General features: G+C 68.4%; 16 protein-coding genes. 9 read left to right on the plus strand and 7 right to left on the minus strand.

Going from position 1 to position 15847, the window contains the following annotated elements:
- Positions 1–26 precede the first annotated feature (26 nt).
- From folK to hda, 3 genes are read right to left on the minus strand one after another with little or no spacing between them, the layout of a single operon-like run.
- Positions 27–482, minus strand: coding sequence for a 2-amino-4-hydroxy-6-hydroxymethyldihydropteridine diphosphokinase (gene folK / locus AC07PZ_RS10610; protein ID WP_495295011.1), 456 nt, complete (start codon positions 480–482; stop codon positions 27–29).
- Positions 479–2077: a polynucleotide adenylyltransferase PcnB gene (gene pcnB / locus AC07PZ_RS10615; RefSeq protein WP_495295012.1), complete on the minus strand. Its 1599-nt coding sequence runs from the start codon at positions 2075–2077 to the stop codon at positions 479–481. The genes folK and pcnB overlap by 4 nt, the downstream gene beginning before the upstream one ends.
- Positions 2078–2104: 27 nt before the next feature.
- Positions 2105–2791, minus strand: coding sequence for a DnaA regulatory inactivator Hda (gene hda, locus AC07PZ_RS10620; protein ID WP_495295013.1), 687 nt, complete (start codon positions 2789–2791; stop codon positions 2105–2107).
- Positions 2792–2970: 179 nt separating this feature from the next.
- Between hda and purM the strand changes: the two genes are divergently transcribed.
- The 9 genes from purM to AC07PZ_RS10665 all read left to right on the plus strand — a co-directional run bounded on the left by purM (position 2971) and on the right by AC07PZ_RS10665 (position 10456).
- Complete coding sequence (gene purM, locus AC07PZ_RS10625) at positions 2971–4011, plus strand: phosphoribosylformylglycinamidine cyclo-ligase (RefSeq protein WP_495295014.1); 1041 nt, start codon at positions 2971–2973, stop codon at positions 4009–4011.
- 19 nt (positions 4012–4030) lie between these two features.
- On the plus strand, positions 4031–5095 hold the full coding sequence (locus AC07PZ_RS10630) for an AI-2E family transporter (RefSeq protein WP_495295015.1): 1065 nt from the start codon (positions 4031–4033) through the stop codon (positions 5093–5095).
- Between the two features lie 162 nt (positions 5096–5257).
- A complete protein-coding gene (locus AC07PZ_RS10635; protein WP_495295016.1) occupies positions 5258–5782 on the plus strand; it encodes an SRPBCC family protein in 525 nt (174 codons plus the stop codon).
- A 37-nt stretch (positions 5783–5819) separates the two neighbouring features.
- Positions 5820–6242: a VOC family protein gene (locus AC07PZ_RS10640; RefSeq protein WP_495295017.1), complete on the plus strand. Its 423-nt coding sequence runs from the start codon at positions 5820–5822 to the stop codon at positions 6240–6242.
- Positions 6242–7693 carry a DHA2 family efflux MFS transporter permease subunit gene (locus AC07PZ_RS10645; RefSeq protein WP_495295018.1) on the plus strand — a complete coding sequence of 484 codons (1452 nt, stop codon included), beginning with the start codon at positions 6242–6244 and terminating at the stop codon, positions 7691–7693. Before AC07PZ_RS10640 ends, AC07PZ_RS10645 begins: the two co-directional genes overlap by 1 nt.
- Positions 7694–7841: 148 nt before the next feature.
- Entirely contained in the window at positions 7842–8429 is a 588-nt protein-coding gene (locus AC07PZ_RS10650) for an isochorismatase family protein (protein WP_495295019.1), read from the plus strand.
- 47 nt (positions 8430–8476) lie between these two features.
- A complete protein-coding gene (locus tag AC07PZ_RS10655) occupies positions 8477–9100 on the plus strand; it encodes a DJ-1/PfpI family protein (RefSeq protein ID WP_495295020.1) in 624 nt (207 codons plus the stop codon).
- The gene (locus AC07PZ_RS10660; RefSeq protein ID WP_495295021.1) at positions 9082–9435 is read left to right on the plus strand and encodes an antibiotic biosynthesis monooxygenase family protein; all 354 of its coding nucleotides are present in this window, start codon (positions 9082–9084) and stop codon (positions 9433–9435) included. The genes AC07PZ_RS10655 and AC07PZ_RS10660 overlap by 19 nt, the downstream gene beginning before the upstream one ends.
- Positions 9419–10456: a GlxA family transcriptional regulator gene (locus AC07PZ_RS10665; protein WP_495295022.1), complete on the plus strand. Its 1038-nt coding sequence runs from the start codon at positions 9419–9421 to the stop codon at positions 10454–10456. Before AC07PZ_RS10660 ends, AC07PZ_RS10665 begins: the two co-directional genes overlap by 17 nt.
- Positions 10457–10492: 36 nt before the next feature.
- Here AC07PZ_RS10665 and yccS read toward each other — a convergent pair whose 3' ends face one another.
- The 4 genes from yccS to murJ all read right to left on the minus strand — a co-directional run bounded on the left by yccS (position 10493) and on the right by murJ (position 15740).
- Entirely contained in the window at positions 10493–12781 is a 2289-nt protein-coding gene (yccS, locus tag AC07PZ_RS10670) for a YccS family putative transporter (RefSeq protein ID WP_495295023.1), read from the minus strand.
- Between the two features lie 42 nt (positions 12782–12823).
- Positions 12824–13249 carry a bleomycin resistance protein gene (locus AC07PZ_RS10675; RefSeq protein ID WP_495295024.1) on the minus strand — a complete coding sequence of 142 codons (426 nt, stop codon included), beginning with the start codon at positions 13247–13249 and terminating at the stop codon, positions 12824–12826.
- Between the two features lie 11 nt (positions 13250–13260).
- A complete protein-coding gene (locus tag AC07PZ_RS10680) occupies positions 13261–14112 on the minus strand; it encodes a SirB1 family protein (RefSeq protein WP_495295025.1) in 852 nt (283 codons plus the stop codon).
- Between the two features lie 65 nt (positions 14113–14177).
- Positions 14178–15740 (minus strand): murein biosynthesis integral membrane protein MurJ, encoded by a 1563-nt coding sequence (gene murJ, locus AC07PZ_RS10685; protein ID WP_495295026.1) that lies wholly within the window; start codon positions 15738–15740, stop codon positions 14178–14180.
- Positions 15741–15847 lie beyond the last annotated feature (107 nt).

Here is a 15847-nt window from a genome sequence, read left to right on the forward strand (position 1 = left end):
TGTAAGGGGCGCGGCCGCGGCACCCTCTACAGCCGCTCGATGGGCTGATCGACGACCTGGGCAAGCGCCGTCGGCGCGACGCGCTCGGGCGCGATCTCCGCCAGCGGCAGCAGCACGAACGCCCGCTGCGCCATGCGCGGGTGCGGCAGTGTCAGCGTCGGCGTGTCGAGCACCTCGTCGCCATGCAGCAGCAGATCGAGATCGAGCGTGCGCGGCGCGTTGCGATAGGGCCGCTCACGGCCAGCATCCAGCTCGAGCCGCTGCAGCGCGCCCAGCAGATCGTGCGGTGCGAGCGCCGTGTCGACGGCGACGACCGCATTGATGAAATCGGGGCCGGTCGCGTCGACCGGTGCGCTGCGGTACAGCGACGAACGGACGAGCACACGGGTCCGGGGCAGGCTTGCCAGATCGTCCATCGCGCGCAGCACGGTGGCGCGCGCATCACCCAGGTTGCCGCCGATCGCGACAAAGGCGATCGTCATGCGTCCGGCGCGCTGCCGCCTTCAGGGCGGGGCTTGCGGCGGCGACGGCGCTTGCGCGGCGCGGCCGCGGCTTCGCCGTCCGGCGGCACCGCTTGCGCATCGTCGGCATCGTCCGATTCCGCGTATGCGGCATCTTCGGCGGCCGGCTTCGGCGCATCGGCAGGCGCCGCCGGCGCACGCACCCGCACGCGGGTGCGTGTCTGCGTCTTGAGTTCGTCGCGCACCTGGTCCAGCAGATCCTGCCGACGCGCATCGTCAGCCACGCTGAATTCCTGCCACCACTCGGCGATGGCCTCGCCGATCTCGCCGACGTCCGCGCGCAGCCGCATGAAGTCGAAGGCCGCGCGGAAACGGGCCTGTTCGACCAGGCTGTACGGCGTGGAGCCGGTGCGCTTGTCGAAGCGCGGCTGCATCATCCAGATCTCGCGCATGTCGGCGGCGAGCTTGCCGCGGCCCGACACGTCGCCGATGCGTGAATTGAAGACGTCGTCGATGGCATCCTGCAGGGCCGGAAACGGCGGCTGGCCGCGCTGGCCATGGCGCCCCTCGATGCGCTGCGCCCAACCGTCACGCACGTCGGCCCACAGCACGCAGGCCAGCAGGAAGCTCGGCGCCACCGGCTTGCCTTCGTCGACGCGGCGATCGGTGTCCTGCAGCGCAGCCTTCACGAAAGGCTGGTCCGCGCGCTCGACGACGACGTCCAGCAGCGGATAGATGCCCTTCGCCAGGCCCAGCTTGCGCAGTTGTGCAATGGTCGCGATGGCATGACCGGTCTGCAGCAGCTTGAGCATCTCGTCGAACAACCGGCTCTGCGGCACGTCGGCCAGCAGGCGGCTCGACTCGATCAGCGGCGCGGCGGTCTTGGCCTCGAGCTCGAAGCCGAGCGCAGCCAGCTTCGCGGAAAAGCGGATTGCACGGATGATGCGCACCGGGTCTTCGCGGTAGCGCGTGACCGGGTCGCCGATCATGCGCAGCACCAGCTTCTTGGCGTCCTTGATGCCGTTGTGATAGTCGACCACGATCTGGCTGGCCGGGTCGTAGTACATCGCGTTGACGCTGAAATCGCGGCGTGCGGCGTCTTCTTCCTGCGGGCCCCAGACGTTGTCGCGCAGCACACGGCCGGTCGAATCGACCGCATGCGTCATGCCGGCGAGTTCGCCCTTGCTGGTGCGCTCGTTGCCCTTGACCTGCTCGGCAGCCGCGTTGTCCATGTAGGCGCGGAAGGTCGAGACCTCGATCACTTCGTGTTCGCGGCCCCGCCCGTAGACGACGTGCACGATGCGAAAACGCCGGCCGATGATGAAGGCCCGTCGGAACAGGCTCTTGACCTGCTCGGGCGTGGCGTTGGTGGCCACGTCGAAATCCTTCGGACGCAGGCCCAGCAGCAGGTCGCGCACCGCGCCGCCGACCACATAGGCTTCGTAGCCCGCTTCCTGCAGCGTCGTGACGACGTTCCTCGCGCGCTCGTCGACGAGCGCCGGGTCGATGCCGTGCACGCTCGCGGGCACTTCGTTGCGCTTGCCGAAGCGCGATTTCGCGCTGCTGGCGGAGCCGGCCGATTTGCCGAGCAGCTTGTCGATGAAGGTCTTGATCATTGGGTTCGGTGGTGGCGCTGGCGCGCCTCATTCATTTTCGAGCATCGATCGGATCAGCGGGATCGTGACCGCGCGCTTCGTCTGCAGCGCATAGCCGTCGAGCTGGTTGAGCAGTTCCATCAGGCTGCCGAGGTCACGGCTGAACCGATGGAGCATGTAGTCGAGCACGTCGTCGGAAAGCATCACGCCGCGTGCGTCGGCCGCCTGGCGCAGCACGGCGCGACGTTCGGGTTCGCTGAGCACCTGCAGATGGAAGACATGACCCCAGCCGAGCCGGGTGCGCAGGTCCTCGCGCAGTTGCAGATCGGCCGGCGGCAATGCACCTGCCGCGACCACGCCGCGCTGCAGGCTCTGGGCGTTGACGAACCAGTTGAAGGCGGCGTGCTGCTGGACGGCGGTGTACAGATGCACGTCGTCCATCAGCACGGCGACCCAGCGCTCGTCGAACTCGGGCGGATCCATCACACCTGCATGCAGCCAGCCGACGCGGTTGCCCTGTGCGCTCAGCGCGCCGCCGACGGCCTCCAGCAGATGCGTCTTGCCGCTCGCGCCCTCGCCCCACAGGTAGGTGGGCACCGGCGACCGCAGCGCCGCCCCGTGCGCCTCACCGACCCACAGGCTCAGATGCCGGAGCGCGGGTTCGTTCGGTCCGGCGAAAAAGCCTGCGAGCGTGGGGCCGGTGGCGAGGCCGATGTCGAGCGCGAGCTGCTTCATGCCTCGGGCAATGAGGCCAATGGCTGGCGCAGGGCCGCGGACGACGCGGGAGATGACACAAAAGGGGGGTTCATGGCGCAGGGCCCGACGGCCCTTAAAATCGTGGCGAATTCTATCGGCCCGGCCACTTCGGTCGCCGAAGCGCCATCCTTCCCCCGTCTGTCCAGCCCCGCCAGCCCATGAACTCCAACTCCACCACTCCGCTCAGCTACAAGGACGCCGGCGTCGACATCGATGCCGGCGACGCGCTGGTCGACCGCATCAAGCCGCTCGCCAAGAAGACGATGCGCGAAGGCGTGCTGGCCGGCATCGGCGGTTTCGGCGCGCTGTTCGAAGTGCCCAAGCGCTACAAGGAACCGGTGCTGGTGAGCGGCACCGACGGCGTCGGCACCAAGCTCAAGCTGGCTTTCGAATGGAACATGCACGACACGGTCGGCATCGACCTGGTCGCCATGAGCGTCAACGACGTGCTGGTTCAGGGCGCCGAGCCGCTGTTCTTCCTCGATTACTTCGCCTGCGGCAAGCTCGACGTCGACACCGCTGCGGCCGTGGTCGGCGGCATCGCCCGTGGTTGCGAGCTGTCGGGCTGCGCACTGATCGGTGGCGAAACGGCCGAGATGCCCGGCATGTATCCCGCCGGCGAATACGACCTGGCCGGCTTCGCCGTCGGCGCGGTCGAGAAATCGAAGATCCTCACCGGTCAGGACGTGAAGCCCGGCGACGTGGTGCTCGGCCTGGCTTCGGCCGGCGTGCATTCCAACGGATTCAGCCTGGTGCGCAAGGTCATCGAGCGCGCCGGCGCCGATCTGCCGGCCACGCTCGACGGCAAGCCGTTCCGCGAAGCGGTGATGGAACCGACGCACCTCTACGTGAAACCGGTGCTCGACGCACTCGCCAAGCACCCCATCAAGGCGCTCGCGCACATCACCGGTGGCGGCCTGCTCGAGAACATTCCCCGTGTGCTGCCCGACGGCACCGCTGCCCACCTGAAGAAGGGCAGCTGGCCGCAGACCGAGCTGTTCGCCTGGCTCCAGAAGGTTGCCGGCATCGACGATATCGAGATGAACCGGACCTTCAACAACGGCATCGGCATGGTCGTCGTGATCGACGCCGCCGAAGCCGCAGCCTGCGCGGCCACGCTGCGCGCGTCGGGTGAAACCGTTTTCGAGATCGGCGCGATCGCCGCGCGCGGCGAAGGCGCCGCCGTCGTGGTGAGCTGAAAGCGAACGAGCGCAAACGGTGAGCGCCCCCACGACGTCGGTTTCCACGCGAACCCTGGTCATCGCCAGTTACCTGCTGATCGCCGGCGGGCTGCTGCTGGTGATGCTGCAGGGGCTGTTGCCCGGATTGCTCTGCGCCTGCGTCGGCTTCATGGCGACACGCTGGGCCGCACGCACCTTCGACGCCGGATTGCGCCGCGTGCGCAAGCAGCCATCGGCGCAAGCGCCGGTTCCGCTGACTTCATCGGGCCTGGCACGCGGTCTGGCGGCTGCCGTGGTGATGCTGGCGCCCCTCGTTTTGCTCACCGCCCTCTTCTCCGACACGCGCGCCTTCGTGATCAGCGCGCCCGGTCAGTACCAGGAGCTTCTCGACTACATCGCCCGCACGATCCTCGAACTTCGGCTCAAGCTGCCGCCCGAGGTCGCGATGTACCTGCCCGAGGGCTCCGCCGAAGTGCAGCGCATGGTCGCCGGCTATCTGCGCACCCAGGCCGGCATGCTGGCGCTGACCGGCCGGGCGTGGCTCGGTGCGCTGCTGTTCGCCTATGTGGGCCTGCTGGTCGGTGCGCTGGCCGCCGCGGCGCGCCCGTCGGAGTCGACGCGTCCGCTGACCGAACAATTGCGCCGGCGCATCACGACGTTCGGCGAGGCTTTCGCGCAAATCGTGGCGGCGCAGTTCTGGATCGCAGCCTTCAACGCGTTCCTCACGGCGATCTTCCTGCTCTTCCTGCTGCCGCTGTGGCATCTGCAACTCCCGTACACGCCGGCGCTGATCACGCTCACTTTCGTCGCCGGGCTCGTGCCGATCGTCGGCAACCTTCTGTGCAACACGGTGATCACGATGGTCGGCCTGTCGGTGTCGCCGGTGGCGGCGGCCGTGTGCCTCGCCTTTCTGATCCTGATCCACAAGGCCGAGTACGTGATCAACGCCAAGGTGGTCGGCAGCCGCACACAGATGGCCGTCTGGGAACTGCTGGCCGTGATGTTCGTGGCCGAGGCCGTGTTCGGCCCGGCCGGCTTGGTCGCCGCGCCGCTGTTCTACGCGTACCTCAAGAAGGAACTCCAGGCCGCGCGCCTGGTGTAGCTGCCGCTCCCGCCCGGCTGCAACGGCCGCGGCAAGACCTTTCTTTTGCTTTCTGACTTTCACGTGGACACCGTCCAGGGCTTTTGCTATTCTTTTGTGGACGGCGTACACAATTTCAGGACACACGCTGTCGACAGCTCCTCCACTCATTGCCGGAAGCCCATGCTCAAGACCATTTCCCTGATCGTTCTGCTCCTGCTGATCGCGCTGGTGGTCTATGCGGCCACGCGGCCCGGCAGCTTCCGCATCCAGCGCAGCCTCGACATCCAGGCACCGCCCGAGAAGATCCATCCGCTGATCGACGACTTCCATCAATGGCAAGCCTGGTCGCCCTACGAGAAGCTCGATCCGGCCATGACGCGCCGCTTCAGCGGTCCCGCGCGCGGCCAGGGTGCGGCGTACGAGTGGTCGAGCGACGGCAAGGCCGGCACCGGGCGCATGCAGATCCTGTCGTCGAACGCACCGAAGACGACGATCCAGCTCGATTTCAGCAAGCCGTTCAAGGCGAACAACACCGCCGAGTTCACGCTGGTGCCGCAGGATGCGGCCACGCAGGTCACCTGGGCGATGTACGGCGCGAGCCCGTTCGTCGCGAAGCTGATGGGCCTGTTCTTCGACATGGACGAGCTGGTCGGCAAGGACTTCGAAGCCGGCCTGGCCAGCCTCAAGGCAGCCGCCGAGAAGTGACGCGCCACCACCCACCCAAACCCAAAAGGAAACCACCATGAAGGTCCTCAACGCCTATCTGATGTTCGACGGCACCGCGGCCGAAGCCATGCGCTTCTATGCCGCGACGCTGGGCGGCAAGCTCGACGTGATGATGCAGTCCGAAGTGCCCGGTGAAGTGGGCTGCGCGGTGCCCGGCGACCCCGGTCGCGTGATGCACGCGCATCTCGCCTGCGAAGGCGGCATCCTGATGGCGTCCGACACGATGCCCGGCCAGCCGTACGAACGCATGCAGGGCTTCGGCCTCACGCTGACCTACGCCACCGTCGCCGAAGCGGAGCGCGTCTTCCATGCGCTGGCCGAAGGCGGCCAGATCCGGATGCCGCTGGCCAAGACCTTCTGGGTCGAGAGCTTCGGCATGCTGGTCGACCGTTTCGGCACGCCGTGGCTGATCAACGGCGGCCAGATGATGGGCAGTTGATGGCGCAGCGCCACGACGGCCGCGCGGCACCGCACCGCCGTTGGCTGGCCTTGATGGTCCTGTGCCTGGGCGTGCTGATGATCGTGCTCGACACGACCATCGTGAACGTCGCGCTGCCCTCGATCCGCCAGGATCTCGGCTTCTCGGAAACCTCGCTGGTCTGGGTCGTCAACGCCTACATGCTGACCTTCGGTGGGTTCCTGCTGCTCGGCGGACGGCTGGGCGACCTGTTCGGCCACCGCCGGCTGTTCCTGCTCGGCATCGCGCTGTTCACGCTGGCGTCGCTGGCCTGCGGCATCGCGGGCTCGCAGGCGATGCTGATCGCCGCGCGTGCCGTGCAGGGAATAGGCGGTGCGGTCGTGTCGGCGGTCTCGCTGTCGCTCATCATGAATCTGTTCACGGCGCCGGCCGATCGCGCCCGCGCCATGGGCGTGTACGGCTTCGTCTGCGCGGGCGGCGGCAGCATCGGCGTGCTGGTCGGCGGCTTGCTGACGGGCAGCCTGAGCTGGCACTGGATCTTCCTGGTCAACCTGCCGATCGGCGTGCTGGTCTGCGCCCTGTGCATGGCGCTTCTGCCGCCGGGCGCGCGCCAGAAGACCGCGCCCAGGCTCGACATGGCGGGTGCCGCCAGCATCACGGCGTCGCTGATGCTGGCCGTCTATGCGGTCGTGAACGGCAACGAGATCGGCTGGACATCGGCGCAGACGCTCGGGATGCTCGGCGCCGCATTGGCGCTGCTCATCGTGTTCTTCGCCATCGAATCGAAGGTGCATGCGCCACTGGTGCCGCTCGCGCTGTTCCGGCGGCGCAACCTCGCCACGGCGAATGTGGTGGGCGTGCTCTGGGCGGCGGCGATGTTCGCGTGGTTCTTCATTTCTGCGCTGTATCTGCAACTGGTGCTGGGTTACACCCCGCTGCAGGTCGGCCTCGCCTTCCTGCCGGCCAACCTGATCATGGCCGCGTTCTCGCTGGGCCTGTCGGCGCGGCTGGTGATGCGCTTCGGCATCCGCTGGCCGCTGGCCATCGGGCTGCTGATCGGCGCCGCGGGCCTTGCATGGTTTGCACGCGTGCCGGTCGACGGCCGCTTCGCCACCGACGTGCTGCCCGGCATGCTGCTGCTGGGGCTGGGCGCCGGTGTGGCGTTCAATCCGATGCTGCTGGCGGCGATGAGCGACGTCGATCCCGCCGATTCGGGCCTTGCTTCCGGCGTCGTCAACACCGCCTTCATGATGGGTGGCGCGCTCGGCCTCGCCGTGCTCGCGAGCCTCGCGGCGGCCTGCACCGACGCCCTGCTGGCCACAGGAGCGGCAGCGCCGCTGGCGCTCAATGCCGGCTACCGACTGGCCTTTGCGCTCGGTGCCTTGTCGGCCGCGATCGCCGGCCTGCTGGGCGCCGTGTTCGTCCGATCCACCGGCATGCCTTTGCCGGACGCAGCGCCCGGCCACGGCTGAAGCGCGGCGCAAGGCGTCCATCCGCCTGCGGCCGCAGTGGCTTCGAATGTCCTGATCTGATCGATTCACGTCCGCCGAGACGCGGACGAAATGGCCGGCCTATTCGAAAATTCGTGGCATCAACCACTCGCCGCAGGACAATCCACCCATGAACCGCTGTCTCGTTGTGATCGATGCACAAGAATCTTTCTGGCATCGTCCCTATTCCACCGATCGCGACATGGCGCCCTATCTCGCCGCGCAGAACGCGCTGATCGAAGGCTGCGCCAGCGCCGGCATCCCCATCGTGCGGGTCTTCCACTCCGACGGACCTGCCACGCCGGCCAACCCGTTTTCGGCCGAGTCCGGCCTTGTCCGGCCGATTCGAGGGCTTGCCGACTTCGAAGCCGCCGCGACCTTCACCAAGCGCCGCCACAGCGCACTGGTCGACACCGGCCTGCAGGTCTGGCTCACGCAGAACGGCATCGGCCACCTGATCGTGAGCGGCATTCGCACCGAGCAATGCTGCGAGACGACCGCGCGCCACGCTTCGGACCTGGGCTGGCGTGTCGACTACGCGCTTGACGCGACCTTGACCTTCGACATGACACAGCCCGACGGACGCCCGCTGGCGGCCGACGACATCAAGGCGCGCACGGCCACCGTGCTGCAGGACCGTTTCGCGCACGTCTGCAGCGCGGCGCAAGCGCTGGCCCGCGCGCAAGCCGACCGTGTGGCGTCGCAGGTGGCTGCATGAGCGACGCGCCGGGCCGACCCCAGCCAGCTGGCTCCGAAGGCGCCCCAGTGAGCGACGCGCGCTGGCGCGTGCTGATCCTGGCCTTCGACGGTGTCGAGGCGCTGGACTTCGCCGGGCCCTTCGAGGTCTTCACGACCGCCACGCGCATGCACCAGCGCTTGCAGCCCGACGCAGCGCCGCTGTTCGACGTGGCCGCGGTCGGCGCAGTCAGCCCGGAAAGGCCGTTGACCACCGCGCGCGCAGGACTGCGGCTGCTGCCCGATCACGGACTGGCCGGCAGCCCGCAGGCCGACGTGCTGATCGTGCCCGGCGGCGTGGTCGACCAGCCGATGGCCAGCACCGAGACGCTTCAGTGGATCGCCGCGCAGGCCGCATCGGCCGCCGTCACCGCATCGGTCTGCACCGGCGCCTTCCTGCTTGCGGCCAGCGGCGTGGTCACCGACCAGCGCGTCACCACGCACTGGGAAGACATCGCCGACCTGCGCCAGGCCTTCCCCGCACTCGACGTGGTCGATGGCGTGCGCTGGGTCGACAACGGCAAGGTCGTCACGTCGGCCGGTATCAGCGCGGGCATCGACATGAGCCTGCATCTGGTCGCACGGCTCGCGGGCGATGCGCTGGCCGAGCGCACGGCGCAGCAGATGGACTTCACATGGACACGCAACCCCTGAGTCCGCCTGCCGGCTTTGCAGGCACGCCGGCGCCGCCCTATTACGCGGTGATCTTCGCGTCGCAGCGCCATGCCGACGACGCTGGCTACGCGCAGATGGCCGACCGCATGGTCGAGCTGGCGGCACTGCAACCCGGCTTTCTCGGCGTGGAAAGCACGCGCGGCGGCGACGGTTTCGGGATCACGGTGTCGTACTGGCAGAGCCTCGAAGCGATCGCCGCCTGGCGGCAGCACGCCGAACACCGCATCGCCAAGGAAAGCGGCCGGCGCGACTGGTACGCGCACTACGAACTGCGCATCGCCAAAGTCGAACGGGCCTATGGCAAGCGCAACTGAACCCGCCGACGCAACGGGTGCGATCGATGCCGGCCAGCCGATCCGCGTCGTTTTCGTGCTGCTGGACAACAGCCTGATCCTGGACTGGGCCGGACCGGCCGAAGCCCTGCGCATCGCGAACCAGCGGCTGCTGGCGATCGGCCAGCCCGCACGCTTCGAACTCGTCTTCGCGTCGCCCAGCCCGGACGCGCGTTCGCGCGCCTCCGTCGGCGTGATGCTGAGCGACCTGCAGGCGCTGCCCGCGCACTGGGACGGACCGGCGTGGATCGTGCTCGTCGGCCTGCCGGGCCAGACCATTGCGGTCGACGGCACCGAAGCGCAGTCGCTGCTGCACTGGCTGCGCGGCCAGCGGCTCGAACGCGGGCGACTCGAGCTGGTGACGATCTGCGCCGGCGCGTTGCTCGCCGCGCATGCGGGGCTCCTGAGCGGCCGCCGCGCCACCACGCACCACCAGCATCTGGACGAATTGCGCACGACCGACGCACGCTGCGAAGTGGTCTCGAACCGCGTGTTCGTGCTCGACCCGCCGGTCTACAGCAGCGCCGGCGTGACGACGGGCATCGACCTGATGCTGCATCGCATCGCCGAGGTCTGCGGCGAGGCGCTGGCGGCACAGGTCGCGCAGACGATGGTGGTGGCGCTGCGTCGCGGGCCGCAGGACCCGGAGCTGTCGCCCTTCCTGGCCTACCGCAACCATCTGCACGCCGCGCTGCACCGCGTGCAGGACGCCGTGAGCGAACGCCCCCAGGCCGACTGGACGGTGCCGCGCATGGCACAGGTCGCGCACACGTCGGCCCGGCATCTCACGCGGCTGTTTGTGGAGCATGCGGGCGTGGCGCCGCTGGCCTACCTGCGGCGGCTGCGGCTCGCCAGTGCGCAGCTCGCGCTGCAGTCGGGCGCCAACGTCACGCAGGCGGCCGAACGCTCGGGTTTTGGCTCGGACACGCAGTTGCGGCGAGCCTGGCATCAGTTCGGGCTGACGGGATCACCGTCGGACGGTCGGCCGCCGGTCTCTCACTGACGCGCACACCGCCTTCGGATTCGGAGCCAGCGCCGATCAGGCGGTCGCCGCCGCCGGTTCGGCAGGCGCATCGTTCGGCGTCTGCAGCCACTCCCGCGCGTGAGCACGCAACGCATCGATCTGCAGCCAGACCAGCGTGAGTTCCGTACGGAACAGCCTGGCGGCCTGGTCGGTTTCGTCATCGGGGCCGACGACCGCAGCCAGTGCCGCGCGCGTGGCCGCTTCAGCGCTTGCATCGGGCACGGTGGCGACGGCAGCGGCGTCCGCCGGCACGGCTGACGGGGCCGACGAGGTCGACGAGCCCGGCGAAGGCGCCGCGTCGGCCTGCAGCAATTCCAGCGCGAGTGCTTCGAGCGCCTTGGCCGCACTCTCGGCAGCCTCGCGCAGCACGGCCGCGCGCGCCGGATCGGGCAGCGCCGCACGGTGCGCGCCCAGGGCGGAAAGATAGCTCAGCAAAGTGTGCGAGCGAATCAGGAAGCGCAGCGCCACGCCGGCCCGCGGCCGCACGAAGCCGGGCTCGCGGAACATGTGCGCGACGGCGGTGGACAGCGCGGCGTCGGCGTTGTGGTCGTTGCGCCGCGCCAGCCGGTAATCGAGGCTGTCGCGCGCGCCGGTGCGGTATTGCTCGACGATACGGCGCAGGTAGCCGGCATGGCTGCGCATCGCGGTCGCGGCCAGCTCGTTGATGCGCCGCGCCTGCCAGTGCGGCAGCACCAGCAGCACCGCCAGGCCAGCGATCGCGCTGCCGATGGCCGTGTCGACCAGCCGCGGCACGATCAGGCCGGCGCCGTTGCCGACCTGGTTGAAGCACAGCAGCACGAGCAGCGTCATCGCCGCCGTCGCGAGCAGGTAGCGCGTGGCGCGGTTCGCGAAGAACACCACGCCAGCCACCACCGCGAGCAGCGACTGCACGAGCGGTTGCGGAAACAACTGCAGCAGCGCCCAGCCGAGCACCACGCCGAGCGCGGTGCCCGCCACGCGCTGGCCCATGCGCGAGATCGTGTCGCCGTAGTTCTGCTGGCAGACGAACAGCGTCGTCAGCAGGATCCAGTAACCCTGCGCCGGATGCACCACCCACATCAGCACATAGCCGACGGTCAGCGCGATGGCCAGCCGCAGCGCATGGCGGAACAGCGCCGAGCGCGGGCTGAGCTGGCGCCGCACACGCTCGACCATGTCGCGCCAGGTGCGCGGCGAGCGGTCGAACAGGCCCATCTCGGTCCGGCCAGCCTGCGCGGAGGGCTTGCTCGCACCGGCGAGCTGGCCGTCGAGCTGCGCGAGGTTGCGCGCCAGCCCATCGACCGAGCCGAGCAGCGCAAGGCGTTCCGGCGTCGCCGTGCTCGCGCGCTCGTGCTCGATGGCGCCGCGCAGGTCGGCCATCGCCTGCACGCTGGTGTCGTCGATCACGAAGGGTTCGCGGCGTTCGATCGACTCCGACAGCCGCTGGCAGGCCAGCCCCTGCAGCGACAGCACGCGCTGGCAACGATAGAGCAGGTCGCTGTGGAAGAAGGCGTCGGCCAAGGCGTTGTAGTCGTCGTGCGAGGAGCTCGCGCGCTCGTGCACGTCCTGCGCGATCAGGTACAGCCCGCGGTAGCGCGAGATGCGGCCGGTCGGTGCGCGCTTGCCGATGCGGCGGAAGATGCTTTCCTTCGCGGCATTGAGCTCGGCCACGACCTCGGCATTGAGCTGCGCGAGCGACAGCCGCTTGCGTTCGATGTCGATGCCGCGCAGCGGCTCGAACAGCGAAGCCTTGAAGCGCACGTAGTCGCCAAGCACGGCAAACAGCCGGACGAGCTGGCGCTGCACCGGTTGCGCCGGAAAGAACGCGGCCCACAGCACCGAGAAAACGCCATACCAGGCGGCGCCCGCCAGCAGGAAGCCGGCCTGGCGCCAGCCGCCACCGCCGTGCGCGCCCTGGTGATCGAGGCTCAGCGTCGTGTACATCGCAAGGATCAGCGTCGCGTAGCCGATGGCCTTGTAGCGCGCCTCGACGGCGCCCAGCATCGTCAGCCAGAACGCGGCCAGCGCAAGCCCGACGATGAAGGCGACGGGATGGCCGAACAGCAGCTCGACCGCCCCCGCCGCGACGCCGAAGCAGACGAGTGTCAGCAACTGCGCGCGCAGGCGGCCGCGCCAGCTGTCATCGGTTTCGGCCAGCGCACTGGCGATCGAGCCGAGGAACAGCGGTATCACGGCGTCCTGATGGCCCGTGACGCCGCAGAACGCCATCAGGCTGCCAAGAGTGAACAGCACGCGCACGGGCTGCGCGAGGCCGGCGAAGGCACGCAGCCATTCGCGAAGGGTGTCGATCGTCCGGGAATCCATAGGGTCGGTGATGGTGCACGATGTGCGCCACGTTCGCTGCGTCTAGCTCAGGTAGCCACAAAAACGCAACACATGGCCGTCGGGCTCGCGGATCGCGAATTCGCGCAGGCCCCAGGGTTGCGAGACCGGCTTCTCGATGATCGTGACACCGCGCGTCACGTAGGCGGCGAACAGGCCGTCGACGTCCTGCCCGACATGGATCACGATCTCGCCCCGCCAGGGCTGCGCGTCACGGCTGCCGCGCTGCCACAGGCGGATGTAGACCGGATCGCCCCAACCGGGCTGCCCCGGTTTCCTGACGCCCTGCCTGACGCGCGCATAGCTGGGCGGCTCGCCGGCGATGAAGTCGAGCTCGAAACCAAGCACCTCGCAGAAGTAGCGCGCGGCACGCGCCGCATCGGCCACCGGCAGAACCGGCTGCACGCCGTGGAACTGGTGTCGCGTGCCGAGGTCGGGCAGCTCGGCCATGGCGCTGTTCCTCAGCTCTCGGCGCGGCGCAGCCGCAGCACGCGCTCGGAGATCACGTCGATGTCGAGCGCGTCTTCGGCATGCTGCAGATACGTCTCGAGGTCGGACACCGCCAGCGCGACGTTGCCCTGCCCGGCATGCGCGAGTCCGCGGTCGCGATGCTCGCCCCAGGCTTCGGGAAACAGCGCGATCAGCCGGTTCTGGACCGCGATCGCACGCTGCCAGTCTTCCTGGGACTGGTGGATTTCCTTCAGGTTACGCAGCATGCGGCCGATGATCTCGCGCGGTGTTGCAGGCTGCAGGTACAGCCCGAGCGGCACGTCGTAGTCGCCGACCAGTCCATTGCTGCGCTTGTAGGGTTCGAGCCGCTCGCTGAGATCCTCGCGCGACAACGATCGTCCGGTGAAAGGGTCGATCACGACCTGCCCTTTCGGCAGCGTGACCTTGAGCATGAAATGCCCCGGGAAGCCGACGCCGCGTGCCTGAAGATCCAACCCCTGTGCCAATTCCATCCAGAGCACGGCCAGCGAAATCGGAATGCCGCGCCGCGTGCGCAGCACCGCATTCAGATAGCTGTTGTCGGGGTCGTAGTAGTCGTTGACGTTGCCGCCGAAGTTCAGGTCGTGGAAGAAGAACTGGTTGAGCGCACGCAGCCGCGCCAGCGGCGCAGCATCGGCCGGCAGCCGTCGCTTGAGGCGCGCGAGCAACTGGTCGACGTCGCCCAGCACCTGCTGGACGTCGAGCTCGGGGTATTCGTCCTGCGCAATGCTCGCAGCGGCTTCGAGGAGCGGAAAGTGCTCGTCGCTTTGCACGAGCGAGCTGAAATACTCAAGGGCAGTAGGCGCCGAAAAGCTCAGAGGCATGTGTCTTTGTAGTTGAGGCTGTGAGGGCCGTCAAGGCGGCCAGGCCGGCGACCGACGGTGGCCGATCAGTGGCGCAGGAAGCTGCGCAACTTCAGCCCGGTGATGCGCAATGCACCGAAATAGATCGCCGCAGCCCCGACGACCATCAGTGCCAGCAGGCCGGCGCGCAGCAGGCGCTGCTCGCGCAGGGCGATCCAGTCGAAATGCTGATTGCCCCAGACCAGCAACGCGCCGAGCAGCGCCGTCGCGACGATCACCTGCGCAATGAAACGCCCCCAGCCAGGCGCCGGCTTGAAGCTTCCGACCCGGCGCAGACCGATCAGCAGCGCGAGCGCGTTGACCAGTTGCGCCAGCCCGATGGACAGCGTCAGGCCGGCGTGCTGCAGGTGCGGCACCAGGAAGATGTTGAGCACCTGGGTCAGCGCGAGCGTGGCCAGGCTGATGCGCATCGGCGTGCGCATGTCGTGGCGCGCGTAGTAGCCAGCGGCCAGCACCTTGATGGAGACGATGCCGAGCAGGCCCGTGCCGTAACCCATGAGCGCGACGGTGGTGCGCTGCACGTCGAGCGCGCTGAATGCGCCGTTGTGGAAGAGAACCGCCACCAGCGGCTGCGGGAACACCAGCAAGGCCACGGCACACGGCACCGTCAGCAGCACGATGAGGCGCAAGCCCCAGTCGAGCATGGCCGAATAGCGGGCGTCATCCTGCGCAGCACGCGCCGCGGCGAGCTGCGGCATCAGCACCACACCCAGCGCGACGCCGAGCATCGCGCTCGGGAATTCCATCAGCCGGTCGGCATTGGTGATCCAGGTCACGCTGCCTTCGGCGAGGTGCGAAGCGATCTGCGTGTTGATCAGCAGCGAGATCTGCGCGCCGCTGACGCCGATGAGCGCGGGGAGCATCAACCGCATGATCTTTCGCGTGGTGGGGTCCGCCCATGCCGCGCGCAGCGCCGCCAGGCCGACGCCGATGCGAGGCAGCATCCCGAGCTTGCGCAGCGCCGGGATCTGCAAGCCCAGCTGCAGCGCCCCGCCGAGCATGACGCCGATGCACTGTGCATAGATGGGTTCGATGCCCCATTTGCGGAACAGCGGTGCGCCGGCCACGATCGACAGGATCAGCGCCACGTTGAGCAGCACCGGCGATGCGGCCGGCACCACGAACCTGCGCCAGGTGTTGAGGATGCCGCCCGCAAAGGCGACCAGCGACATGAAGCCGATGTAGGGAAACATCCAGCGCGTCATGACGACGGCGGCGTCGAATCCGCCGGACTTCTGCAACCCGCTGGCCATGGCCCAGACCATCAGCGGCGCGGCGACCACGCCGGTCACGCACAGCAGCAGCAATGTCCATGTGAGCAGCGTGCCCACATGGTCGATCAGGCGCCGGGCGCCTTCGTCGCCTTCCTGCGTCTTGCAGGCGGAAAGCACCGGCACGAAAGCCTGGCTGAACGCGCCTTCTCCCAACACGCGGCGGAACAGGTTGGGAATGCGGAACGCGACGTAATAGGCGTCGGTCAATGCGCTCACGCCGAAAACCGAACTCATCAGGACGTCACGCAAGAGCCCCGTGATGCGCGATGCGAGCGTGAGAAGAGAAACGGTGGAGGCGGATTTGAGCAGGGACACGGCGCCGAAGTGTAGGCGCCCGCGTACAGAAACGCCGGCACCGTACGTCGCCTCCTCGGCGAACGCATCCGGGGCGGGCGGGCTCGAAACACTGAAAAATCGGCTTT

It is taken from the genome of Variovorax sp. GW821-FHT10B04 (assembly GCF_059415645.1).

Excerpts from the sequence above, each read along its gene's own strand:
- AC07PZ_RS10660 (WP_495295021.1), top strand. The coding sequence starts at position 9,082 with ATGGACACGCAACCCCTGAGTCCGCCTGCCGGCTTTGCAGGCACGCCG.
- AC07PZ_RS10665 (WP_495295022.1), top strand. The coding sequence starts at position 9,419 with ATGGCAAGCGCAACTGAACCCGCCGACGCAACGGGTGCGATCGATGCC.
- folK (WP_495295011.1), bottom strand. The coding sequence starts at position 482 with ATGACGATCGCCTTTGTCGCGATCGGCGGCAACCTGGGTGATGCGCGC.
- AC07PZ_RS10640 (WP_495295017.1), top strand. The coding sequence starts at position 5,820 with ATGAAGGTCCTCAACGCCTATCTGATGTTCGACGGCACCGCGGCCGAA.
- purM (WP_495295014.1), top strand. The coding sequence starts at position 2,971 with ATGAACTCCAACTCCACCACTCCGCTCAGCTACAAGGACGCCGGCGTC.
- AC07PZ_RS10675 (WP_495295024.1), bottom strand. The coding sequence starts at position 13,249 with ATGGCCGAGCTGCCCGACCTCGGCACGCGACACCAGTTCCACGGCGTG.
- pcnB (WP_495295012.1), bottom strand. The coding sequence starts at position 2,077 with ATGATCAAGACCTTCATCGACAAGCTGCTCGGCAAATCGGCCGGCTCC.
- AC07PZ_RS10635 (WP_495295016.1), top strand. The coding sequence starts at position 5,258 with ATGCTCAAGACCATTTCCCTGATCGTTCTGCTCCTGCTGATCGCGCTG.
- AC07PZ_RS10645 (WP_495295018.1), top strand. The coding sequence starts at position 6,242 with ATGGCGCAGCGCCACGACGGCCGCGCGGCACCGCACCGCCGTTGGCTG.
- AC07PZ_RS10650 (WP_495295019.1), top strand. The coding sequence starts at position 7,842 with ATGAACCGCTGTCTCGTTGTGATCGATGCACAAGAATCTTTCTGGCAT.
- AC07PZ_RS10680 (WP_495295025.1), bottom strand. The coding sequence starts at position 14,112 with ATGCCTCTGAGCTTTTCGGCGCCTACTGCCCTTGAGTATTTCAGCTCG.
- yccS (WP_495295023.1), bottom strand. The coding sequence starts at position 12,781 with ATGGATTCCCGGACGATCGACACCCTTCGCGAATGGCTGCGTGCCTTC.
- hda (WP_495295013.1), bottom strand. The coding sequence starts at position 2,791 with ATGAAGCAGCTCGCGCTCGACATCGGCCTCGCCACCGGCCCCACGCTC.